At 39.8% G+C, this 15,432-nt stretch carries 19 protein-coding genes; 8 read left to right on the forward strand and 11 right to left on the reverse strand.

What is annotated here, in order from left to right; translation table 11 throughout:
- Window positions 1-38: 38 nt before the first annotated feature.
- From KZC02_RS21300 to fabF, 3 genes are all read left to right on the forward strand, one after another.
- Window positions 39-779 (forward strand): SDR family oxidoreductase, encoded by a 741-nt coding sequence (locus KZC02_RS21300; RefSeq protein ID WP_221390541.1) that lies wholly within the window; start codon window positions 39-41, stop codon window positions 777-779.
- Window positions 780-862: 83 nt separating this feature from the next.
- Window positions 863-1,096, forward strand: a complete 234-nt coding sequence (locus KZC02_RS21305; protein ID WP_221390542.1) for a DUF2798 domain-containing protein — start codon at window positions 863-865, stop codon at window positions 1,094-1,096.
- Between the two features lie 33 nt (window positions 1,097-1,129).
- Complete coding sequence (fabF, locus tag KZC02_RS21310) at window positions 1,130-2,383, forward strand: beta-ketoacyl-ACP synthase II (protein WP_221390543.1); 1,254 nt, start codon at window positions 1,130-1,132, stop codon at window positions 2,381-2,383.
- Window positions 2,384-2,518: 135 nt separating this feature from the next.
- Here fabF and KZC02_RS21315 read toward each other — a convergent pair whose 3' ends face one another.
- Window positions 2,519-3,340, reverse strand: coding sequence for an HAD family hydrolase (locus KZC02_RS21315; protein ID WP_221390544.1), 822 nt, complete (start codon window positions 3,338-3,340; stop codon window positions 2,519-2,521).
- Window positions 3,341-3,451: 111 nt separating this feature from the next.
- Here KZC02_RS21315 and KZC02_RS21320 point away from each other — a divergent pair, with 111 nt between their 5' ends.
- Entirely contained in the window at window positions 3,452-4,354 is a 903-nt protein-coding gene (locus tag KZC02_RS21320; RefSeq protein WP_221390545.1) for an EamA family transporter, read from the forward strand.
- Between the two features lie 87 nt (window positions 4,355-4,441).
- On the opposite strand, the gene KZC02_RS32560 is transcribed toward KZC02_RS21320, so the two are convergent.
- The 6 genes from KZC02_RS32560 to KZC02_RS21345 form a co-directional block, all read right to left on the reverse strand.
- On the reverse strand, window positions 4,442-4,600 hold the full coding sequence (locus KZC02_RS32560; RefSeq protein ID WP_310590454.1) for a PIN domain-containing protein: 159 nt from the start codon (window positions 4,598-4,600) through the stop codon (window positions 4,442-4,444).
- Between the two features lie 38 nt (window positions 4,601-4,638).
- Window positions 4,639-4,881 carry a PIN domain-containing protein gene (locus KZC02_RS32565; RefSeq protein WP_310590335.1) on the reverse strand — a complete coding sequence of 81 codons (243 nt, stop codon included), beginning with the start codon at window positions 4,879-4,881 and terminating at the stop codon, window positions 4,639-4,641.
- Window positions 4,878-5,081, reverse strand: coding sequence for a hypothetical protein (locus KZC02_RS21330; protein ID WP_221390546.1), 204 nt, complete (start codon window positions 5,079-5,081; stop codon window positions 4,878-4,880). Before KZC02_RS21330 ends, KZC02_RS32565 begins: the two co-directional genes overlap by 4 nt.
- Before the next feature lie 180 nt (window positions 5,082-5,261).
- On the reverse strand, window positions 5,262-5,720 hold the full coding sequence (locus KZC02_RS21335) for a HEAT repeat domain-containing protein (RefSeq protein ID WP_221390547.1): 459 nt from the start codon (window positions 5,718-5,720) through the stop codon (window positions 5,262-5,264).
- A 13-nt stretch (window positions 5,721-5,733) separates the two neighbouring features.
- Window positions 5,734-7,422 (reverse strand): hypothetical protein, encoded by a 1,689-nt coding sequence (locus tag KZC02_RS21340; RefSeq protein ID WP_221390548.1) that lies wholly within the window; start codon window positions 7,420-7,422, stop codon window positions 5,734-5,736.
- A 308-nt stretch (window positions 7,423-7,730) separates the two neighbouring features.
- Window positions 7,731-8,702, reverse strand: a complete 972-nt coding sequence (locus KZC02_RS21345; RefSeq protein WP_221390549.1) for a phytanoyl-CoA dioxygenase family protein — start codon at window positions 8,700-8,702, stop codon at window positions 7,731-7,733.
- A gap of 155 nt (window positions 8,703-8,857) precedes the next feature.
- On the opposite strand from KZC02_RS21345, the gene KZC02_RS32570 reads away from it, so the two are divergent.
- From KZC02_RS32570 to KZC02_RS21355, 3 genes are all read left to right on the forward strand, one after another.
- On the forward strand, window positions 8,858-8,986 hold the full coding sequence (locus KZC02_RS32570) for a hypothetical protein (RefSeq protein WP_255636938.1): 129 nt from the start codon (window positions 8,858-8,860) through the stop codon (window positions 8,984-8,986).
- Between the two features lie 19 nt (window positions 8,987-9,005).
- Entirely contained in the window at window positions 9,006-9,851 is an 846-nt protein-coding gene (locus KZC02_RS21350) for an AraC family transcriptional regulator (protein ID WP_221390550.1), read from the forward strand.
- A 90-nt stretch (window positions 9,852-9,941) separates the two neighbouring features.
- Window positions 9,942-10,952, forward strand: a complete 1,011-nt coding sequence (locus KZC02_RS21355; protein WP_221390551.1) for a bestrophin family protein — start codon at window positions 9,942-9,944, stop codon at window positions 10,950-10,952.
- Window positions 10,953-10,985: 33 nt separating this feature from the next.
- Here KZC02_RS21355 and KZC02_RS21360 read toward each other — a convergent pair whose 3' ends face one another.
- The 4 genes from KZC02_RS21360 to KZC02_RS21375 all read right to left on the reverse strand — a co-directional run bounded on the left by KZC02_RS21360 (window position 10,986) and on the right by KZC02_RS21375 (window position 13,511).
- Entirely contained in the window at window positions 10,986-11,618 is a 633-nt protein-coding gene (locus KZC02_RS21360; RefSeq protein ID WP_221390552.1) for a bifunctional 2-polyprenyl-6-hydroxyphenol methylase/3-demethylubiquinol 3-O-methyltransferase UbiG, read from the reverse strand.
- Window positions 11,619-11,635: 17 nt separating this feature from the next.
- Complete coding sequence (locus KZC02_RS21365) at window positions 11,636-12,559, reverse strand: UbiA family prenyltransferase (RefSeq protein WP_221390553.1); 924 nt, start codon at window positions 12,557-12,559, stop codon at window positions 11,636-11,638.
- A 113-nt stretch (window positions 12,560-12,672) separates the two neighbouring features.
- Window positions 12,673-12,969, reverse strand: a complete 297-nt coding sequence (locus KZC02_RS21370) for a hypothetical protein (RefSeq protein WP_221390554.1) — start codon at window positions 12,967-12,969, stop codon at window positions 12,673-12,675.
- Between the two features lie 302 nt (window positions 12,970-13,271).
- Window positions 13,272-13,511 (reverse strand): acyl carrier protein, encoded by a 240-nt coding sequence (locus tag KZC02_RS21375; protein WP_221390555.1) that lies wholly within the window; start codon window positions 13,509-13,511, stop codon window positions 13,272-13,274.
- Between the two features lie 356 nt (window positions 13,512-13,867).
- On the opposite strand from KZC02_RS21375, the gene KZC02_RS21380 reads away from it, so the two are divergent.
- On the forward strand, window positions 13,868-15,418 hold the full coding sequence (locus tag KZC02_RS21380) for a M20/M25/M40 family metallo-hydrolase (protein ID WP_221390556.1): 1,551 nt from the start codon (window positions 13,868-13,870) through the stop codon (window positions 15,416-15,418).
- Window positions 15,419-15,432: the final 14 nt, after the last annotated feature.

The following is a 15,432-nucleotide window of genomic DNA, read 5'->3' on the forward strand; positions in this document are numbered from 1 at the left end:
CTAAAAGCGGTCCGCCGCGCGGCTAAAACCTTAGAACTATGAAAACAACTAATAATACGATTTTAATCACTGGTGGAAGTGCAGGAATCGGTTTTGAAATCGCAAAAATGTTATCTGAAAAAGGCAACGAAGTTATTATCACCGGAAGAAATCCTGAAAGGCTTAAACAGGCGGTTGCACAATTATTAAATGTTACAGGTTTTGAATGTGATGTAACTAATGAAGATGAAGTAAATCAATTGGTTAACAAATTGAATACTGATTTTCCAAAACTGAATATTGTGATCAATAACGCTGGTCAGGCTTATGCGTACAATCTGAGCGAAAGTACCAATACCTTTCAAAAAGCCAGTGATGAAATGCTGACCAACTATTTATCAATTATCAGGATAAACGAGAAACTTCTTCCCCTGCTTCGAGCACAGCAGGAATCAGCTATTGTAAATGTTTCGAGTATTGTTGCATTTGTGCCAAATCAGGCCGCGGCGACATATGGAGCAAGTAAGGCTGCATTGCACTCTTATACACAAACGCTTCGGATTTCTCTCGCCAAATCAACAAGTGTTAAAGTTTTCGAATTAATGCCCCCGTTGGTTAATACTGATTTTTCTCAGGAAATAGGTGGTATTAACGGAATTTCCCCTGTTGTAGTAGCCGAAGATCTGCTAAATGCTTTCGAAAATGATTCGTACGAAATTCATGTTGGCCGTACCGCTGATATTTATGCATTATTCCATGCTTCACCGGCGGATGCTTTACTGGCTATGAACCCAAATTAAAGTTATGTTTCCGTTTTAGATATATAGTTTTATTAAATTATAAAGCCTTAAAAATTAGTAGTTTAAATAAAAAAATGGGATTTATGAAAAAGAGAATTGCTTTTGCTATGATTATGGGAATTATTACAACAGGTATCATTTCCTTTACATTGATTTCCATTAATATTGGATTTGTTCCCAATTTTGTGGTGATTTGGCTCAGGGCTTGGAGCACATCATATCTGGTAGTCATTCCTGCCATATTATTGATCGGTCCGAAAGTTCAGAATCTTGTTGATGTAATGTTTAAAGAAACGACATCTACCAGGTTAGAATAAGGACAGAAAACCGAAGAAATTTTTAAAATTTTTATGAAAAGAGTAGTAGTTACAGGTTTAGGTGCAATTACACCGTTGGGAAATACGGTAGATGAATTCTGGCAAAATATCCTGGCCGGAAAAAGCGGCGCAGGAGCGATTACAAAATTTGATACTTCTAAATTCAAAACGCACTTTGCATGCGAAGTAAAACACTTTAATGCAGTAGATTTTATTGATAAAAAGGAAATAAAAAAATACGATGTCTTTACGCAGTTCGCTATTGTAGCAAGTGATGAAGCGATTAAAGATGCCGGTCTGGATTTTTCTCAGATGAGTGAAGAGGAACGATACGAAGTGGGCGTAATCTGGGGAAGTGGTAATGGAGGAATTGGTACTTTTGAAGAACAGCTTCGCGAATACCACACAGGCGATGGAACACCACGTTTCAGCCCGTATTTTATTCCAAAGATGATCGTAGATATTGCAGCAGGAGTTATCTCGATCCGCCATAAATTACATGGCCCCAACTACTGTACAGTTTCTGCATGTGCTTCGTCTAATACGGCTATAATCAATGCGTTTGATACCATACGTCTGGGCAAAGCCACAATCATGATTGCGGGTGGGTCAGAGGCCGCCATTACAAATTCATCTTTGGGGGGATTCAGTTCAGCACAGGCTTTGTCGAAACGCAATGATGATCCTGAAACGGCATCGAGGCCATTTGATAAAGACCGCGATGGTTTTGTGATGGGAGAAGGTGCTGGTGCACTTGTACTCGAAGAATGGGAGCATGCTGTCAAAAGAGGTGCAACAATTTATGCCGAACTGGTTGGAGGCGGAGCAGCTGCCGATGCCTACCATTTAACAGGTACTCCTCCGGACGGTTTGGGTGCTTATCTGGGTATGTCGAAAGCATTGAGTGACGCAGGGATTTCTGCTGATAAAATTGATTACGTCAATGCTCACGCAACGTCTACAGGTTTGGGTGATATGAGTGAATTGCATGGAATTAAGCGCGTATTTGGCGATCATCCGGTTGTTATTGGTGCTACCAAATCCATGACCGGCCATTTGCTGGGTGCAGCGGGCGCTGTAGAAAGTATTGTCAGCGTATTATCGATCAGGGACAATGTGATTCCGGGAACAATTAATACGCAGAATCTGGATGAGCACATTCCGGAAGGACTGGATATTATTCTGGGAAAATCACGTCAGCAAACTGTTAATTACGTCTTGAACAACACATTCGGTTTCGGCGGCCACGTTGCTAGCTCGATTTTCAAGAAGTATACTGGAGAATAAACTTTCGGTTAAAATATAAATAATGATCAATTTTCAACGCTTAATGTTCAGCCTTACAGTTGAATATTAAGCGTTGACAATTGATCATTGAATTTTTTTACATCAAAAGATAACTGCTTCGATTCAGATTTTTACTTATAGCTGATTAGTGACAACTACCGGATCAAGCAGCTCTGACAATACTTCAACTACACCGTTTTCGTCGTTACTTTTCGCAACAAACCTTGCTATTTTTTTAACTTCAGGATGTGCGTTGGCCATTGCGTAAGAATAATATGCTTTTTGAAGTAATTCCAGATCGTTCAGATAATCACCGAATGCCATAGTCTGCTCAAAAGTAATACCGAATTTTTCCTGAAGAACTTCCATTGCCCTTCCTTTATTGGCCTGTTTATGAGAAATATCCAGCCAGATCGGGCCTGAAACTTTTACCTGCAAAGTCGTTTCCAGGTGTTTGAAATGCGGGTAACTGTTTTTTTCTGAACCGGCCAGATCACACAATGTAAATTTTAGAAACTGGTCGTCTTCCACTTTAAGAAGATCTTCAACGATTTCGTATCGTTCGAAATAGAGTTTCAAATGATCTATAAATTCTGGCTCGGCACTTTCTACGTATGCTTTTTTCTTACCGCAAATGATCGCGTATGTGTTTGGGATATTTTTTGAAGTAACAATAAGTTCTCTTACAATGTCCTGGTCAATAGCCTGAATATGGATTTCTTCATCCTGAAAAACCACATAACTGCCATTTTCTGCCGCAAAGATAACTTCATCTTTTACCGCTTCCAGTTTCTTTTCCAGATTGTAATATTGCCTTCCGCTTGCTGCAACAAAAATGATTCCCTGATCTTTTAACTTTCTGAAAACTGGAAAAAATGACTCGTTCAGTTCATGTCTGGTATTAAGAAGGGTGCCGTCCATGTCGGTTGCAATCAGGCGGATATCGGAAATTTGCATAGTTTTAATTGGAATAGAAAATGATAGAACCTTCCAAAGTGAACCTCATTTTATATCTTTCTGTTCCAATAAAAACAGCTCCTTCCGCAAATAAAACAATTTTCCGGCTTTATGAAGTTTTCCAAGTATTACCTGATTGCATTTCTTTCCTTTGTTATGTGGGGATTTTTCAGCCTTGCTTTAAAGCCTTTACATCATTATCCTTCGCTTGATATTTTATTTTACCGTGTTTTTCTGTGTGCAGTTATTATGGTTTTTATCAGCTTGTTTTTACGCATAAAAGTGTTGAAAGAAAACATAGCTATTTTAAAAGCAATGTCTGCACAGCAACGCAATAGGATCATAGGATTAACACTGGGAGGCGGAGTTTTACTTACAGCCAACTGGTTTTTCTTCATTTATGTGATGAATCATATCAGTGTAAAAGCAGCTTCATTTGCTTATCTGGTTTGTCCGATTCTGACGACTGTAATTGCTTTTTTTGTTTTGCATGAAAAGCTCAGCAAATGGCAGTGGACCGCAGTTTTGTTAAGTGTAGTAAGTTGTATATTACTCTCATTCAATAATGTTGCTGATGTTGCTTATAGTATGATCGTTGCCGCTTCCTACGCATTGTATCTGGTAAGCCAGCGTAAGAATATGGGACTGGATAAATTCCTGGTACTCACCGTACAAATCCTTTTTTCTGCTTTGATATTACTTCCTTTTTATCCGTCATACAGCGCAGCTTTGCCGGACGACAGTACTTTTTACTGGTATATACTGTTGATAGCCGTTGTGTTTACCATCGTTCCGCTTTACATGAATCTGTATGCATTACAAGGAGTTACTTCTTCCACGATGGGTATTATGCTGTATATCAATCCACTCATGAATTTCGCCATTGCGCTGTTTTACTTTCACGAAACGATCAACAGTTTTCAGATTATAGCTTACTCGCTTATACTTATTTCTATAGTGATATTTAATGAGCGGTTTATTTTTAGGAGGAGAGGGAATGTGGTGGTGGGGTAATAGAGCGTTACCAACGCAAAACCATAATCGCCCCGATTGCAAATCGGGGTTAGCTGAATTAGCTAAAGGGGAAATAGGTAATAGAGTTTAACCAACTAATTTCTCGAACAATTCACCAGTAACAATGGTACGGTCAAATCCCATTGTTTTTAAATGAGTAACCAGTTTTTTGTCACCAGTCCAAAGCCAGCCATTTGTTTGTAAGGATAATGCAACATAGCTGATATCAAAAGCATCAATACCGATTGTAAGACGTTCTGCTTCTTTTCAATGCTCCTGTTCAATTAATGTTTCATTAACCAAAGAATTTGTCGAAGCACAGAATATAATATATCAAGAACCTCATTTTGAGGTCTTTTAGAAAACTTTATAATTTTTGGCTGGTGTTTAAATAGTTCAATAAAAGCATAATAGCAATTCATTTTTTCAAATGGAGGAGCGGGATGTGCAATAATTTCTCCTATTCTGCTATCTGGTGAAATTACGGCACTAAACAGAATATTCATATCGACGACTACAATCATCATTTAATAAACAAGCTACGGTTTATGCTCCACCAGTCTTTATGCACTTCTCTCGCCAATTCCGCTGCCTGCTCTTCTGTTCCTTGATTTTTAGATATGGATTCCATCAAATTAAAATAATCCACTACTTTTTGAGCAGACCTGATATCGATAGGCCGGCTAACGCGAATTACCAACTCCTGATTTTGTTGTTCAATAATCATGCTTGTATTTATTTACTTCTTTCAAGTATAACATTCTCCTCTTTGAAAATCAAAGCCCAACGCGTTGCAAACGCGAAACCATAATCGCCCCGATTGCAAATCGGGGCGACCCGCGTAGGGCGACCCGCGTAGGGCGACCCGCGTAGGGCGACCCGCGTAGGGCGACCACCAGCAAATTAATCACCTCACTTTCAAACTCCTGATCTTTTCATTCGATATTCCTTTGATATAATCATGAGAATCTTCCTGTGAAATGCTTCTGACTTTTTCCATTAACTCGGGGCTAACGGTTTTGGGCAATGATTGTATTGCGAATTTTCTTACACCTACATCTTTATCCGTAATCAGTGCAGACAGAATTCTCTCTGTAGCCGCCGGTTGTTTGAGCACATTGGCAGAGTGGGCAATTGCTACTCTTACTGCACTTCTTTTATCTTTTACTGAATTAAATATCACCTCATTGCTTTCCGGGTTGTCAACACGGCTTAGTGCAAAAATGGCTCTTGCGGCCAGCCAGGCTTCATCTTCTTTCAATAGTTTTTTGAGTGAAGGAATATCTTCCGCAGTTATTTGGGAATACATGGTTTCGTTCGCTTCTATTGCGCTGAGTATCGCACGGACTTCTTCGTAGCTTTTCATTTATTTTTCTTGATTAACAGTTAATGGTAAATGTACTTCCTAACATGGTAGTATAATCCGCGGTGGTAACATCTGGCGGCGTATTAGTCCAGCCAACATTTGGCCACATTAAAAAGTCGCTGTTTGCAGGTATGGTACCATCGACATGAGACAATCCAAGTACATGCCCGATTTCATGCGCAAGCAGCCATGGGGCATTGATATTCACGACTGCACAGCCAGGTTGCCCGGTTGGATGGGACGCACATCCTACAAAATTGCCAGCTCCGCCAATCAATGAATTAACAATATAAACAACGAGGTCATCTGTTCCGGCATTATTCCTGTTCTGGAATAGGGTGGTCTGGTCTGTTGTAGGTGAGCCCATAAAACAGCCGCCAACATCCAGATTACTTAGGGGCTGTAATGCCGCATCACCACTTAAATCTTCGGTCGTGCCACGTATTACTCCCACTCTGCCATCAAGGAATAACGTTTCCATAGCCGCAAACTGGTTGTCAATATAGGTATTGATCGTAGCATCAAGAGCCACCAGCGTTTTGAAATGTACCGTTATACTTTGGTCATAAGGCCTGCCTGTATTTCCTGCGTGATTCCATTCTAATACATTGTTTACAAACTTGCCAAGCCACCAGTTGCCATCACCAGGGAAATAAAACAAAACATCCGTAGTATTATCGGCGCTGAAATTCCCGGTCCAGATCGGCCTCCCATCAGCCAGATTACCAAAACCATTTGTGTTTCCGGCAACATTCCATTCAATCACATTGTTCACAAATTTTCCAAGCCACCAGTAACCATCTCCGGGAGAATAGAAAAGTACATCCACTGTGCTGTCACCGCTAAAATAGCCAGTCCAGACCGGCCTTCCGTCCCAGATATTACCAAAACCGCTTGAATTTCCGGCATGGCTCCATTGCAGGGCATTGTCTGCAAAACTGCCAAGCCACCAGTTGCCGTCACCTGGAAAATAAAAAAGTACGTCTGCCGTACCATCGCCATTGAAATCACCTATCCAAACCGGCCTTCCGTCCCATATATTGCCAAATCCGCTTGTATTTCCGGCATGGTTCCATTCCAGAACATTGTTCACAAACTTACCAAGCCACCAGTTGCTGTCACCCGGGAAATAGAAAAGTATATCCGTAGAACTATCGCTGCTGAAATTTCCGGTCCAGACTGGCCTGCCATCTGCCAGATTACCAAATCCGCTTGTATTGCCTGCCACGTTCCATTCGATCACATTGTTTACAAATTTGCCAAGCCACCAGTAACTATCACCGGGTGAATAAAAAAGTATGTCTGTAGTATTGTCCCCGCTAAATTCTCCCAGGTAAATCGGCCTTCCGTCCCACAAATTGCCGAAACCGTTTGTATTGCCTGCTACATTCCATTCAATCACATTGTTTACGAGCTTGCCGAGCCACCAATTGCCATCTCCGGGGAAATAAAAAAGTATATCGGTAGTGCTGTCACCACTAAAACTTCCTGTCCAGATCGGCCTTCCATCTGCCAGATTACCAAATCCACTTGTATTCCCTGCCAGATTCCAATCTAAAACATTGTTTACAAACTTTCCAAGCCACCAGTTACCATCATCCGGATAGTAAAAAAGTACATCCCTGGTATTATCACCACTAAAATTTCCCGTCCATATCAGACGTCCCTCAGTAAGATTACCAAAACCACTGTAACATGCCATTTTTTAAATTGTTTAATTGATTAAAAATTCAAATTTTAATTACACATTATTGATTTGCAGGGTTATTACTTTATCTTGTTTTCAGGAAATTTTGTTGATTTAATTTTTTCGGGCAAGGAGATTTTATTTAACGGCTTTTCGGAAAAAGCCGATTTGGAAAACTTAGATTTGTATAATTCCAATTCCATTGGTAAATGTTGCGAACATTAGAAATTGCCTAAAATGTCAAAATCCTGCCGTTGAGCCGCTATTTTGGCTATCAACAACAGGATTTATTATGTATTGGTTTTTTAATTATTTCGCGAGCCTTACCATTTATCCAGGCCCAACAGCTTTTTACCTAACGGTGACAAAATAGCTGTTTCATATTTTGTTTTTTCCCAGTTTCTTGGATCTCCCGGAAACGCGTAGCCTTCCGGTGCCTGCCTTTCTTTCCAGGAATTGATCCGCCATTGGCGCAGTTCTTCATCGTCTTCCTGAGCGGGCATCATTGCAATATATTGTGCCATACGTACTTTGTCTTTACTTCTGTTCGGCCTTATTCCGTGTGGCTGTGAGCTGTTGAAAATCAGCAGATCTCCTGCATTCATTTTTACTTTCACCAGTTCAAAACCAGATATATCCGGTTTAAAATGATCCCGGTCTTCGGGCTGCGTCAGTTTCCAGGTATCGTAAGTCCTGAACAGTTCAGGAATACACTGAAAGCCGCCCATGTTTTCATCATCCTGGTCTGCCAGTGCCAATACACCCTGCACATTTTGTGGTTTTGTCTCCGGATCATAGTCCCAGTGAATGAAACCTTTATAATCAAATCCCGGTCGTAATGGCATATTCAGGTTCGCACGGTCAATTGTTACCCAAAGTTTTTCAGTTCCCCATATATCCGTAAATGCCTGATGCACTTTTGGATACTGACGATTGTCCCACATATACTGATGGTTGTAAACTTCAACCATTCCGGTATTGGTCAGCTCTTTCATTTTCATTTCTGCTCGTGGCGGAGCATACCAGGTTTCCGGATCATTCGGGTCTTTTTCTTCAAATTCCCAAAGAAAATCGGCCATCTTTTTAACCTGCTCCTTTGGCACCGCGTCTTTGATAACAATGTATCCGTTTGTAATCCAGAACTGCCAGTCTTCTTCACTTAATAACTGCAAAGGTTTGCCATTGCTACGGTCATTCAGTTTCACATTGCTCGACTTCGCGGTAGATGGATTGCCGGGTATATCCTGGTGCGCATTTTTTGGCGCCATAGTTGGAGCCATAGTTTGATGTTCCATTGGGATAATATTTTATTGTTATTTAATAGGACAAAGTTAATTTATTGCCAATGCTTATTTCAACCGTTACAATAACCAGTATTTGCTCTGTATTGATATTATTTTAAATTTATAGTGCGAAAAGAGCAAAAGGGAATGATTAATTGTAAATTGTTATGAGGAAAAGGGAGGATGGAGGAAAGGGAGGAATCTATATCCGTGGCCCGGCTGATTCACAGATCACCCAGCCGTACCACGGATCCGTAACCAAAACTATCAGGGAAAAGCTAAAAGCCAAACGCTAACAACTCACGGCGAAAAACCATGAAAATCATTCGTGAAGAAATTATTCCTACACAGGGAAGTTCGTTTAAAGTTCTTTTAAGTCCGGGATTGAACGACACATTTCTATGGCATTTTCATCCTGAATATGAAATTGTTTATGTGGAAGGAACAAGCGGAACGCGGCGTGTCGGTGATCATATATCTGTGTATGAAGGGAGCGACCTGGTTTTTATCGGTCCTAATATTCCGCATCTGAATTTCGATTACGGCGTCCGTACGGAATGTGAGCAGGTAATTATCCAGATGAAGGAGAACTTTCTGGGAAAAGATTTTTTGGATATTCCAGAGCTTAATTCTATAAAGATGCTGTTCGATCAATCTCATTATGGTTTATCATTCAGCGGTAATACGAAGCAAACTGTTGGCGAAAAATTAAAAAAGTTACCCGAACTGGATCATTTTGACCAGCTGATGTCATTGCTCCAAATCCTGAAATTACTCGCAAATTCCAATGAAATCAGTATTTTAAATACTGCTCCGGCTGGGAATAAATCGTTGCAAAAGGAGCAGCATCGTATGGATGCGATTTATAAATATGTTGAAGTTCATTTTGACCAAAGTCCTGACGTTAATTTCATTGCCGCACAGGTAAACCTCACAACAGCCGCATTTTGCCGGTTTTTCAAGAAAAATACCAGAATGACTTTCACCGATTTTGTTAATCAGTACCGCGTCAATCAGGCTAAAAATTATTTATTACAGGATAAAACGGTCTCTGAAACCTGTTTTGCAGTCGGATTCGAAAGTCTTTCGTATTTTAATAAATTATTCAAAAGTATTGTCGGCGAAAATCCTTCGGAGTTTAAAAAGCAGTATTTGAAATGATTGCTTTGTACTTTTAAATTCCCACGGAATCATAAAATTTTATGAAGTAAATTACTGCTTTGAAACAGCTGATATTCAAATAACTACCATATGTACATAAAGCGCTACCTGTCACCTCTTATTGTTTATTATTATTCCTGGCGAATGGTCTTGTTTTCCATTTTCACGGGTATTATGGCAATTTTTGTTTACCAGTACCTTGGCTGGGAATGGGTAGCTATTCCCTGGTTACCGGTGTCGCTGGTTGGTACGGCAACTGCATTTTTTGTCGGTTTTAAAAACAATCAATCTTATGACCGCAGCTGGGAAGCCAGGAAAATATGGGGCGCTATCACCAATCAAAGCCGGTCCTTTGGCTCTGCTGTCAGAGCTTTTACCGTGTATAATTCTGATTCTCAGTTAACAACCAAAGAATTGGCTGACAATGATATTCAAACAATTATTTACCGGCATATTGGCTGGCTGTATGCCCTGAAACACGCTATGGCGCAGCGAACTTCCTGGGAGCATGAAGATAAGGCAAGTAAGAGACAGAGGGCTGCTTTACATAAAACACAGGAAAGTTTTGATGATGAAATTGTACGATATCTTTCACCTCAGGAAACAGACTGGATTAAAACCAAACGGAATATGGCAACCCAATTGCTTGACCGCCAGTCACAACATATCAGTAAATTAAGAAGCGAGGGATTGATTGATGCTTACCAGCATGTAGAATTACAAAATCTTATTGCTTCATTTTATGATGAGCAGGGAAAAAGCGAGAGAATTAAAAATACCCCGTTTCCGCGTCAGTATGCCACTACTTCGAGCCTGTTTATCTTTATATTCATGACATTACTTCCATTCGGTTTGCTGACCGAATTTCTGGAACTGGGAGAAAAATATATGTTTTTACTGATTCCCTTTAATATGATCGTTTCGTGGGTTTTTATGTTCATGGAATATACAGGTGACATCAGCGAGAACCCTTTTGAAGGATTGCTCAATGATGTTCCCGTTGGCAGCATAGTCCGGAATATAGAAATTGATCTCAGGGATATGCTTGGAGAAGATAATCTGCCTGAAAAGATCAAGCCATTTTATGGAGCTTTATTCTGATAAAAGTTAGAAAAAATAAGATGAGGTTAATGATTAAACCGATAATCTGATATAAACCGAAGATTTGAGAAAATTATAAAACCGGCTGTAACTGTAAATCTCACGAAAGCCGTTTTCTGTAAATTTACTATCCATTGGAATAAGCTCTCTTGCTTCAATATCGCAGATGATCCTGAAAAAACGGAACATGAGTTTTAATAACAACTTTTGCCAGTTTTTACTTTCTTTATCAATATGAAAATCAGCAAATAGCCATTTCCCTTTTTCTTTCAATAAGGAAGCAAGTTTTTGAAAAACGAGTATGGCCTTTTTCTCATTAAAATTATCAAATAAATAGGTAGTCAGCACAATGTCGAATTGGTTGGGCGTAATAAAATCTTCAATTGCAATATTGATAAAATATGCTTCGTTCTGCTTTAAATCGCGTTTTTTTGCGAGACCTATCATTTTTTCAGAAATTTCTACATAGGTAATAGACAACCCGGAAGAATGAATTTTTGCGGTTTCTTCCAGAATCCATCCGGTTCCTCCGCCTACAATAAGAATGTTACAATTGGGAGGAATATGCTGAAGCAGGCAGGTTTGTGAAAGGATCAGGTTTTGCCGGAAAATAAGCCTGCTCAGGAAATCATAATTTGCGGCAATCGGATCATAATTGTTTATCATTGGTAATTTGTTAGAGCTTATGAACTGAAATACTTCATGAAAAGCATTCCTGTAATTCCACAAATGGCTTTCACCAACAACAATCCGTCAATGACAATAAGATAGTATAAAATTTTTTTCGGCCTTTGTAACGAATAAGCTACGAATAACAGACTAATAAATGGTATCAGGTTGATCAGGACCGGAACAATTCCAAAGTTTTTATAATACGTAAAGATCAGGAGTGAAATAAGCCCTACAAGTAATAATGGTATTAATATAAAGAAAATAGTCTTTCGTAATCCAATTCGGACCACAAAAGTTTTTAGTTGTTTATTGGCGTCGTCGTCATAATCTTTTATATCAAACATAACGGCGTTAACGGTACAGAACATCCAGTTTTTGATAAAAAGCCAAAGCATAAAACCTGGTTCTGAAACAGAGATGCCATGTTCTATTTTTACCATCGTGACGGGTAAAATATTGACGCAGCCCGCCCAAACAAAACCAATTACAAATGCTTTAAGCCAGCCCGTATTTCGCAGATTGAAACGGTAAAGTGACTTGGGAAGCAAGCCATAATATAAAACGGCCGCGATTGGTATAGCCGCTACCATAAGCCAGTAAACCAGGCCTAGACTGAAAATTCGTTTATAATTTTCAAACAGGATAAATGTGCCGGTAATTAAAAATACGGCCAGTAAAAACTTTTGACTAATACCTATAAACGAATGATGGCGGCGATACCATTCCGTGCGCGGATTGGCAGATGCGGCAGTACTGGCCGGCCCGGAGTAGGCATAGGTATAATACATGACCGTAGCCGAAAAAAGCAACAAGTAATAAGCAAAAGAATTGGATGGAAGTTCGAGCTGAAAAACTGTTTCAACGGATAGCGCAATTGCCAGTAACCCGACAAAATAATTAGCAAAGAAAACAAACTGAACGATTCGTGAACCCATCCGCAAATTGGAAATGACAATTTGACAAAAGTAAGGGTTTAGATAACGTGTATTTTACAAATAAGTCTTTAAAAAATTGCGTGCTATACAGGTGGATTTCGTTGATAACAATATTATTTAATTTCTTCTTCAAGTTCAGGATTAGTATTCTTTGAATTTGCATTCTTAGGATCAGGTTTTCTTGAACCAGCTCCAAGAACGTATCCTACAATTCCACTCAATATTGCAGCAGCGAGTTCACCTTCAATTCTGCCGGATAATGCTAAAACAGTAGTAGAAGCAATTACTCCAATAACTGCTGTAGTGCGAAAAAATGATTGCATTTGTAAAATTTCGGTAATCCTGACCTTTTGTTTATACGCAACCAAGAAAAATACAAACCATATAAGTACAATTCCCACTGTTGCCATCAATGAGATATTAAGTATTTCCTGCGAGCTTAACAGATTAGATGAAATTTCAAGGAGGATCATATTTTTTTCGATTGAATTTAGTCAAATAAATTTCAGGAAGAACCTCTGTATCACAGAAGAACCTCCAATCATGTCTATCGCAAGATAATGAATATTATTAAGGGTGGTATTTGGTAAGCTGTATACTTATTAAACGGCTATTTATTGATTTTCAGGTATTTGTAAATTTATAATTCTAAGGAACTATAAATCTTTTATTTCCTGAATAGAGAAAAATAATCGTTAATCCTTAAAACTGATTATTGTATAATTATGGTTGTTTTTTGTCTCAAATATTCGCAAATCTCTCCCACAGTCTGCAATTTGGAATAATCCTCATCAGGAATAGACACATGAAACTGATCCTCCATCTGAAGTACAAGATCGACGGTATCGAGACTGTCCAGTCCCAGGTCACGGGAAAGGTTTGCCTGATCAGTAATAGATGAGGCGGGAAGGCCGGAGGTTGCAGATAATATTGTGCGCAGTTGCTCTTTCATTTCGGATCGTTTTTAAATGAATATTTTTATCGGAAAGTCTTTCCAGTAGAGTTCAACGCATTGGTGTGAATCGGTTATTCCTGTGGATTGGCAGAATTTGAATATTTATATTTTAGCCGGTAATTACAATACTGCTGAATCAGTTATTATGTGGCAGTTAGAACGGAATTTACTTTAATAAAATGCAAATCAGGCTGTAAAAGGTATAGTGCCCCTTACCAAATGAATCTATTAGTCAAAATAATCATTTTGCATTTTAAAATGATTGAATACAAACATTTCATCATCCGTGTGGAAGCATGATTTAGATTCTATAAATTCGGAATTAACAATAACCTTAACCAACAATGAATTCAATGAAAATATTATCCAGATGCCTTTTCCTTATTCTGCTGATTTCCGGCAACATGGGCATGGCACAAACGAAAGATCCGGTTATTGACGGAATAGTAAAGGAAGCTACTGAAAATTCCCAGCTTGAGAAACTGGCTCATGAGTTAATGGATGTTATCGGCCCGCGACTGGTAGGTTCGCCGCAAATGATGCAGGCGCACGAATGGGCCGTAGCCAAATACAAAGGCTGGAACATTACAGCAAAAAATGAGAAATGGGGCGAATGGCGTGGATGGGAGCGGGGTGTTTCTCATATTGACATGGTATCTCCAAGAGTAAAGTCACTGGAAGGAATGCAGCTTGCTTGGAGCCCGTCAACAGCAGGAAAGGATGTAATTGCCGAGGTGATTATTATTCCTGATCTGGCTGATTCGCTTGCTTTTGCAAAATGGATACCGGCTGTAAAGGGCAAATTTGTCATGATCAGCATGTTACAGCCTACCGGCCGGCCTGATTACAACTGGGAGGAGTTTGGTACCAAGGATTCATTTGCAAAAATGAAAAAGGAACGTGACGAGAAAACAGAAGCCTGGACAAAACGGATTACCAAAACAGGTTATACTACCCGGACAATAGCAGTTGCTTTAGAAAAAGCGGGTGCAGTGGGTATAGTAACTTCCTACTGGTCAAAAGGGTTTGGGGCGAATAAGATTTTTGGTGCAGCAACCAAAAAAATCCCGACTGTTGATATTTCCCTAGAAGATTACGGTTTATTATACCGCCTGACAGAATCAGGACATACACCAAAAATCAGTGTACGCGGTGATGCAAAAGAAACGGGTATAGTACCCACTTTTAATACGATTGGTGAAATAAAAGGAACTGAGAAACCGGATGAATACGTAATCCTGTCTGCTCATTTTGATTCGTGGGATGGCGGTTCCGGCGCAACGGATAATGGAACGGGTACCATTGTAATGATGGAAGCGATGCGGATTCTGAAAAAAATGTACCCAAATCCAAAGAGAACGATTCTGGTTGGTCATTGGGGAAGTGAAGAGCAGGGACTGAACGGTTCGAGGGCATTTGTGGAAGATCACCCGGAAATTGTTAAAAATATTCAGGCTGTTTTTAATCAGGATAATGGTACAGGAAGGGTGGTGAATATTTCAGGGCAAGGCTTTTTGAATTCTTATGATTATCTGGGACGCTGGTTAACCAAAGTGCCGGAAGCAATTAAAACACCAATAGAAACCAAATTTCCGGGTGCTCCGGGTGGCGGAGGCTCCGATTTTGCGTCGTTCGTAGCTGCCGGTGCTCCTGCATTTTCACTAAGTTCTTTAAACTGGTCGTATGGAACTTACACCTGGCATACCAACCGCGATACGTATGATAAAGTGGTGTTTGATGATGTGCGCAGTAACGCAATTCTGGCTGCTATTATGGCTTATCAGGCAAGTGAAGATCCTGCAAAAACTTCTCGGGACAAGATTATTTTACCATTAAATGCTAAGGGTGAACCGGGAGTCTGGCCGGAACAGAAGAAACCAACGCGTAAAGGAGGGCTTGATTAATTATTAAGTGTTAG

Origin of the sequence: Dyadobacter sp. NIV53 (genome assembly GCF_019711195.1) — a bacterium.
GTDB lineage: Bacteria > Bacteroidota > Bacteroidia > Cytophagales > Spirosomataceae > Dyadobacter.

Bases quoted from the DNA above. Each gene is read 5' to 3' on its own strand.
- KZC02_RS21300 (WP_221390541.1), top strand. From the start codon at position 39: ATGAAAACAACTAATAATACGATTTTAATCACTGGTGGAAGTGCAGGA.
- KZC02_RS21380 (WP_221390556.1), top strand. From the start codon at position 13,868: ATGAAAATATTATCCAGATGCCTTTTCCTTATTCTGCTGATTTCCGGC.
- KZC02_RS21355 (WP_221390551.1), top strand. From the start codon at position 9,942: ATGTACATAAAGCGCTACCTGTCACCTCTTATTGTTTATTATTATTCC.
- KZC02_RS21340 (WP_221390548.1), bottom strand. From the start codon at position 7,422: ATGGCATGTTACAGTGGTTTTGGTAATCTTACTGAGGGACGTCTGATA.
- KZC02_RS21320 (WP_221390545.1), top strand. From the start codon at position 3,452: ATGAAGTTTTCCAAGTATTACCTGATTGCATTTCTTTCCTTTGTTATG.
- KZC02_RS32570 (WP_255636938.1), top strand. From the start codon at position 8,858: ATGAGGAAAAGGGAGGATGGAGGAAAGGGAGGAATCTATATCCGTGGC.
- KZC02_RS21335 (WP_221390547.1), bottom strand. From the start codon at position 5,720: ATGAAAAGCTACGAAGAAGTCCGTGCGATACTCAGCGCAATAGAAGCG.
- KZC02_RS21370 (WP_221390554.1), bottom strand. From the start codon at position 12,969: ATGGCAACAGTGGGAATTGTACTTATATGGTTTGTATTTTTCTTGGTT.
- KZC02_RS21330 (WP_221390546.1), bottom strand. From the start codon at position 5,081: ATGATTATTGAACAACAAAATCAGGAGTTGGTAATTCGCGTTAGCCGG.
- KZC02_RS21305 (WP_221390542.1), top strand. From the start codon at position 863: ATGAAAAAGAGAATTGCTTTTGCTATGATTATGGGAATTATTACAACA.
- KZC02_RS21365 (WP_221390553.1), bottom strand. From the start codon at position 12,559: ATGGGTTCACGAATCGTTCAGTTTGTTTTCTTTGCTAATTATTTTGTC.
- KZC02_RS21345 (WP_221390549.1), bottom strand. From the start codon at position 8,702: ATGGAACATCAAACTATGGCTCCAACTATGGCGCCAAAAAATGCGCAC.
- KZC02_RS21315 (WP_221390544.1), bottom strand. From the start codon at position 3,340: ATGCAAATTTCCGATATCCGCCTGATTGCAACCGACATGGACGGCACC.
- KZC02_RS21375 (WP_221390555.1), bottom strand. From the start codon at position 13,511: ATGAAAGAGCAACTGCGCACAATATTATCTGCAACCTCCGGCCTTCCC.
- KZC02_RS21350 (WP_221390550.1), top strand. From the start codon at position 9,006: ATGAAAATCATTCGTGAAGAAATTATTCCTACACAGGGAAGTTCGTTT.
- fabF (WP_221390543.1), top strand. From the start codon at position 1,130: ATGAAAAGAGTAGTAGTTACAGGTTTAGGTGCAATTACACCGTTGGGA.
- KZC02_RS32565 (WP_310590335.1), bottom strand. From the start codon at position 4,881: ATGATGATTGTAGTCGTCGATATGAATATTCTGTTTAGTGCCGTAATT.
- KZC02_RS21360 (WP_221390552.1), bottom strand. From the start codon at position 11,618: ATGATAAACAATTATGATCCGATTGCCGCAAATTATGATTTCCTGAGC.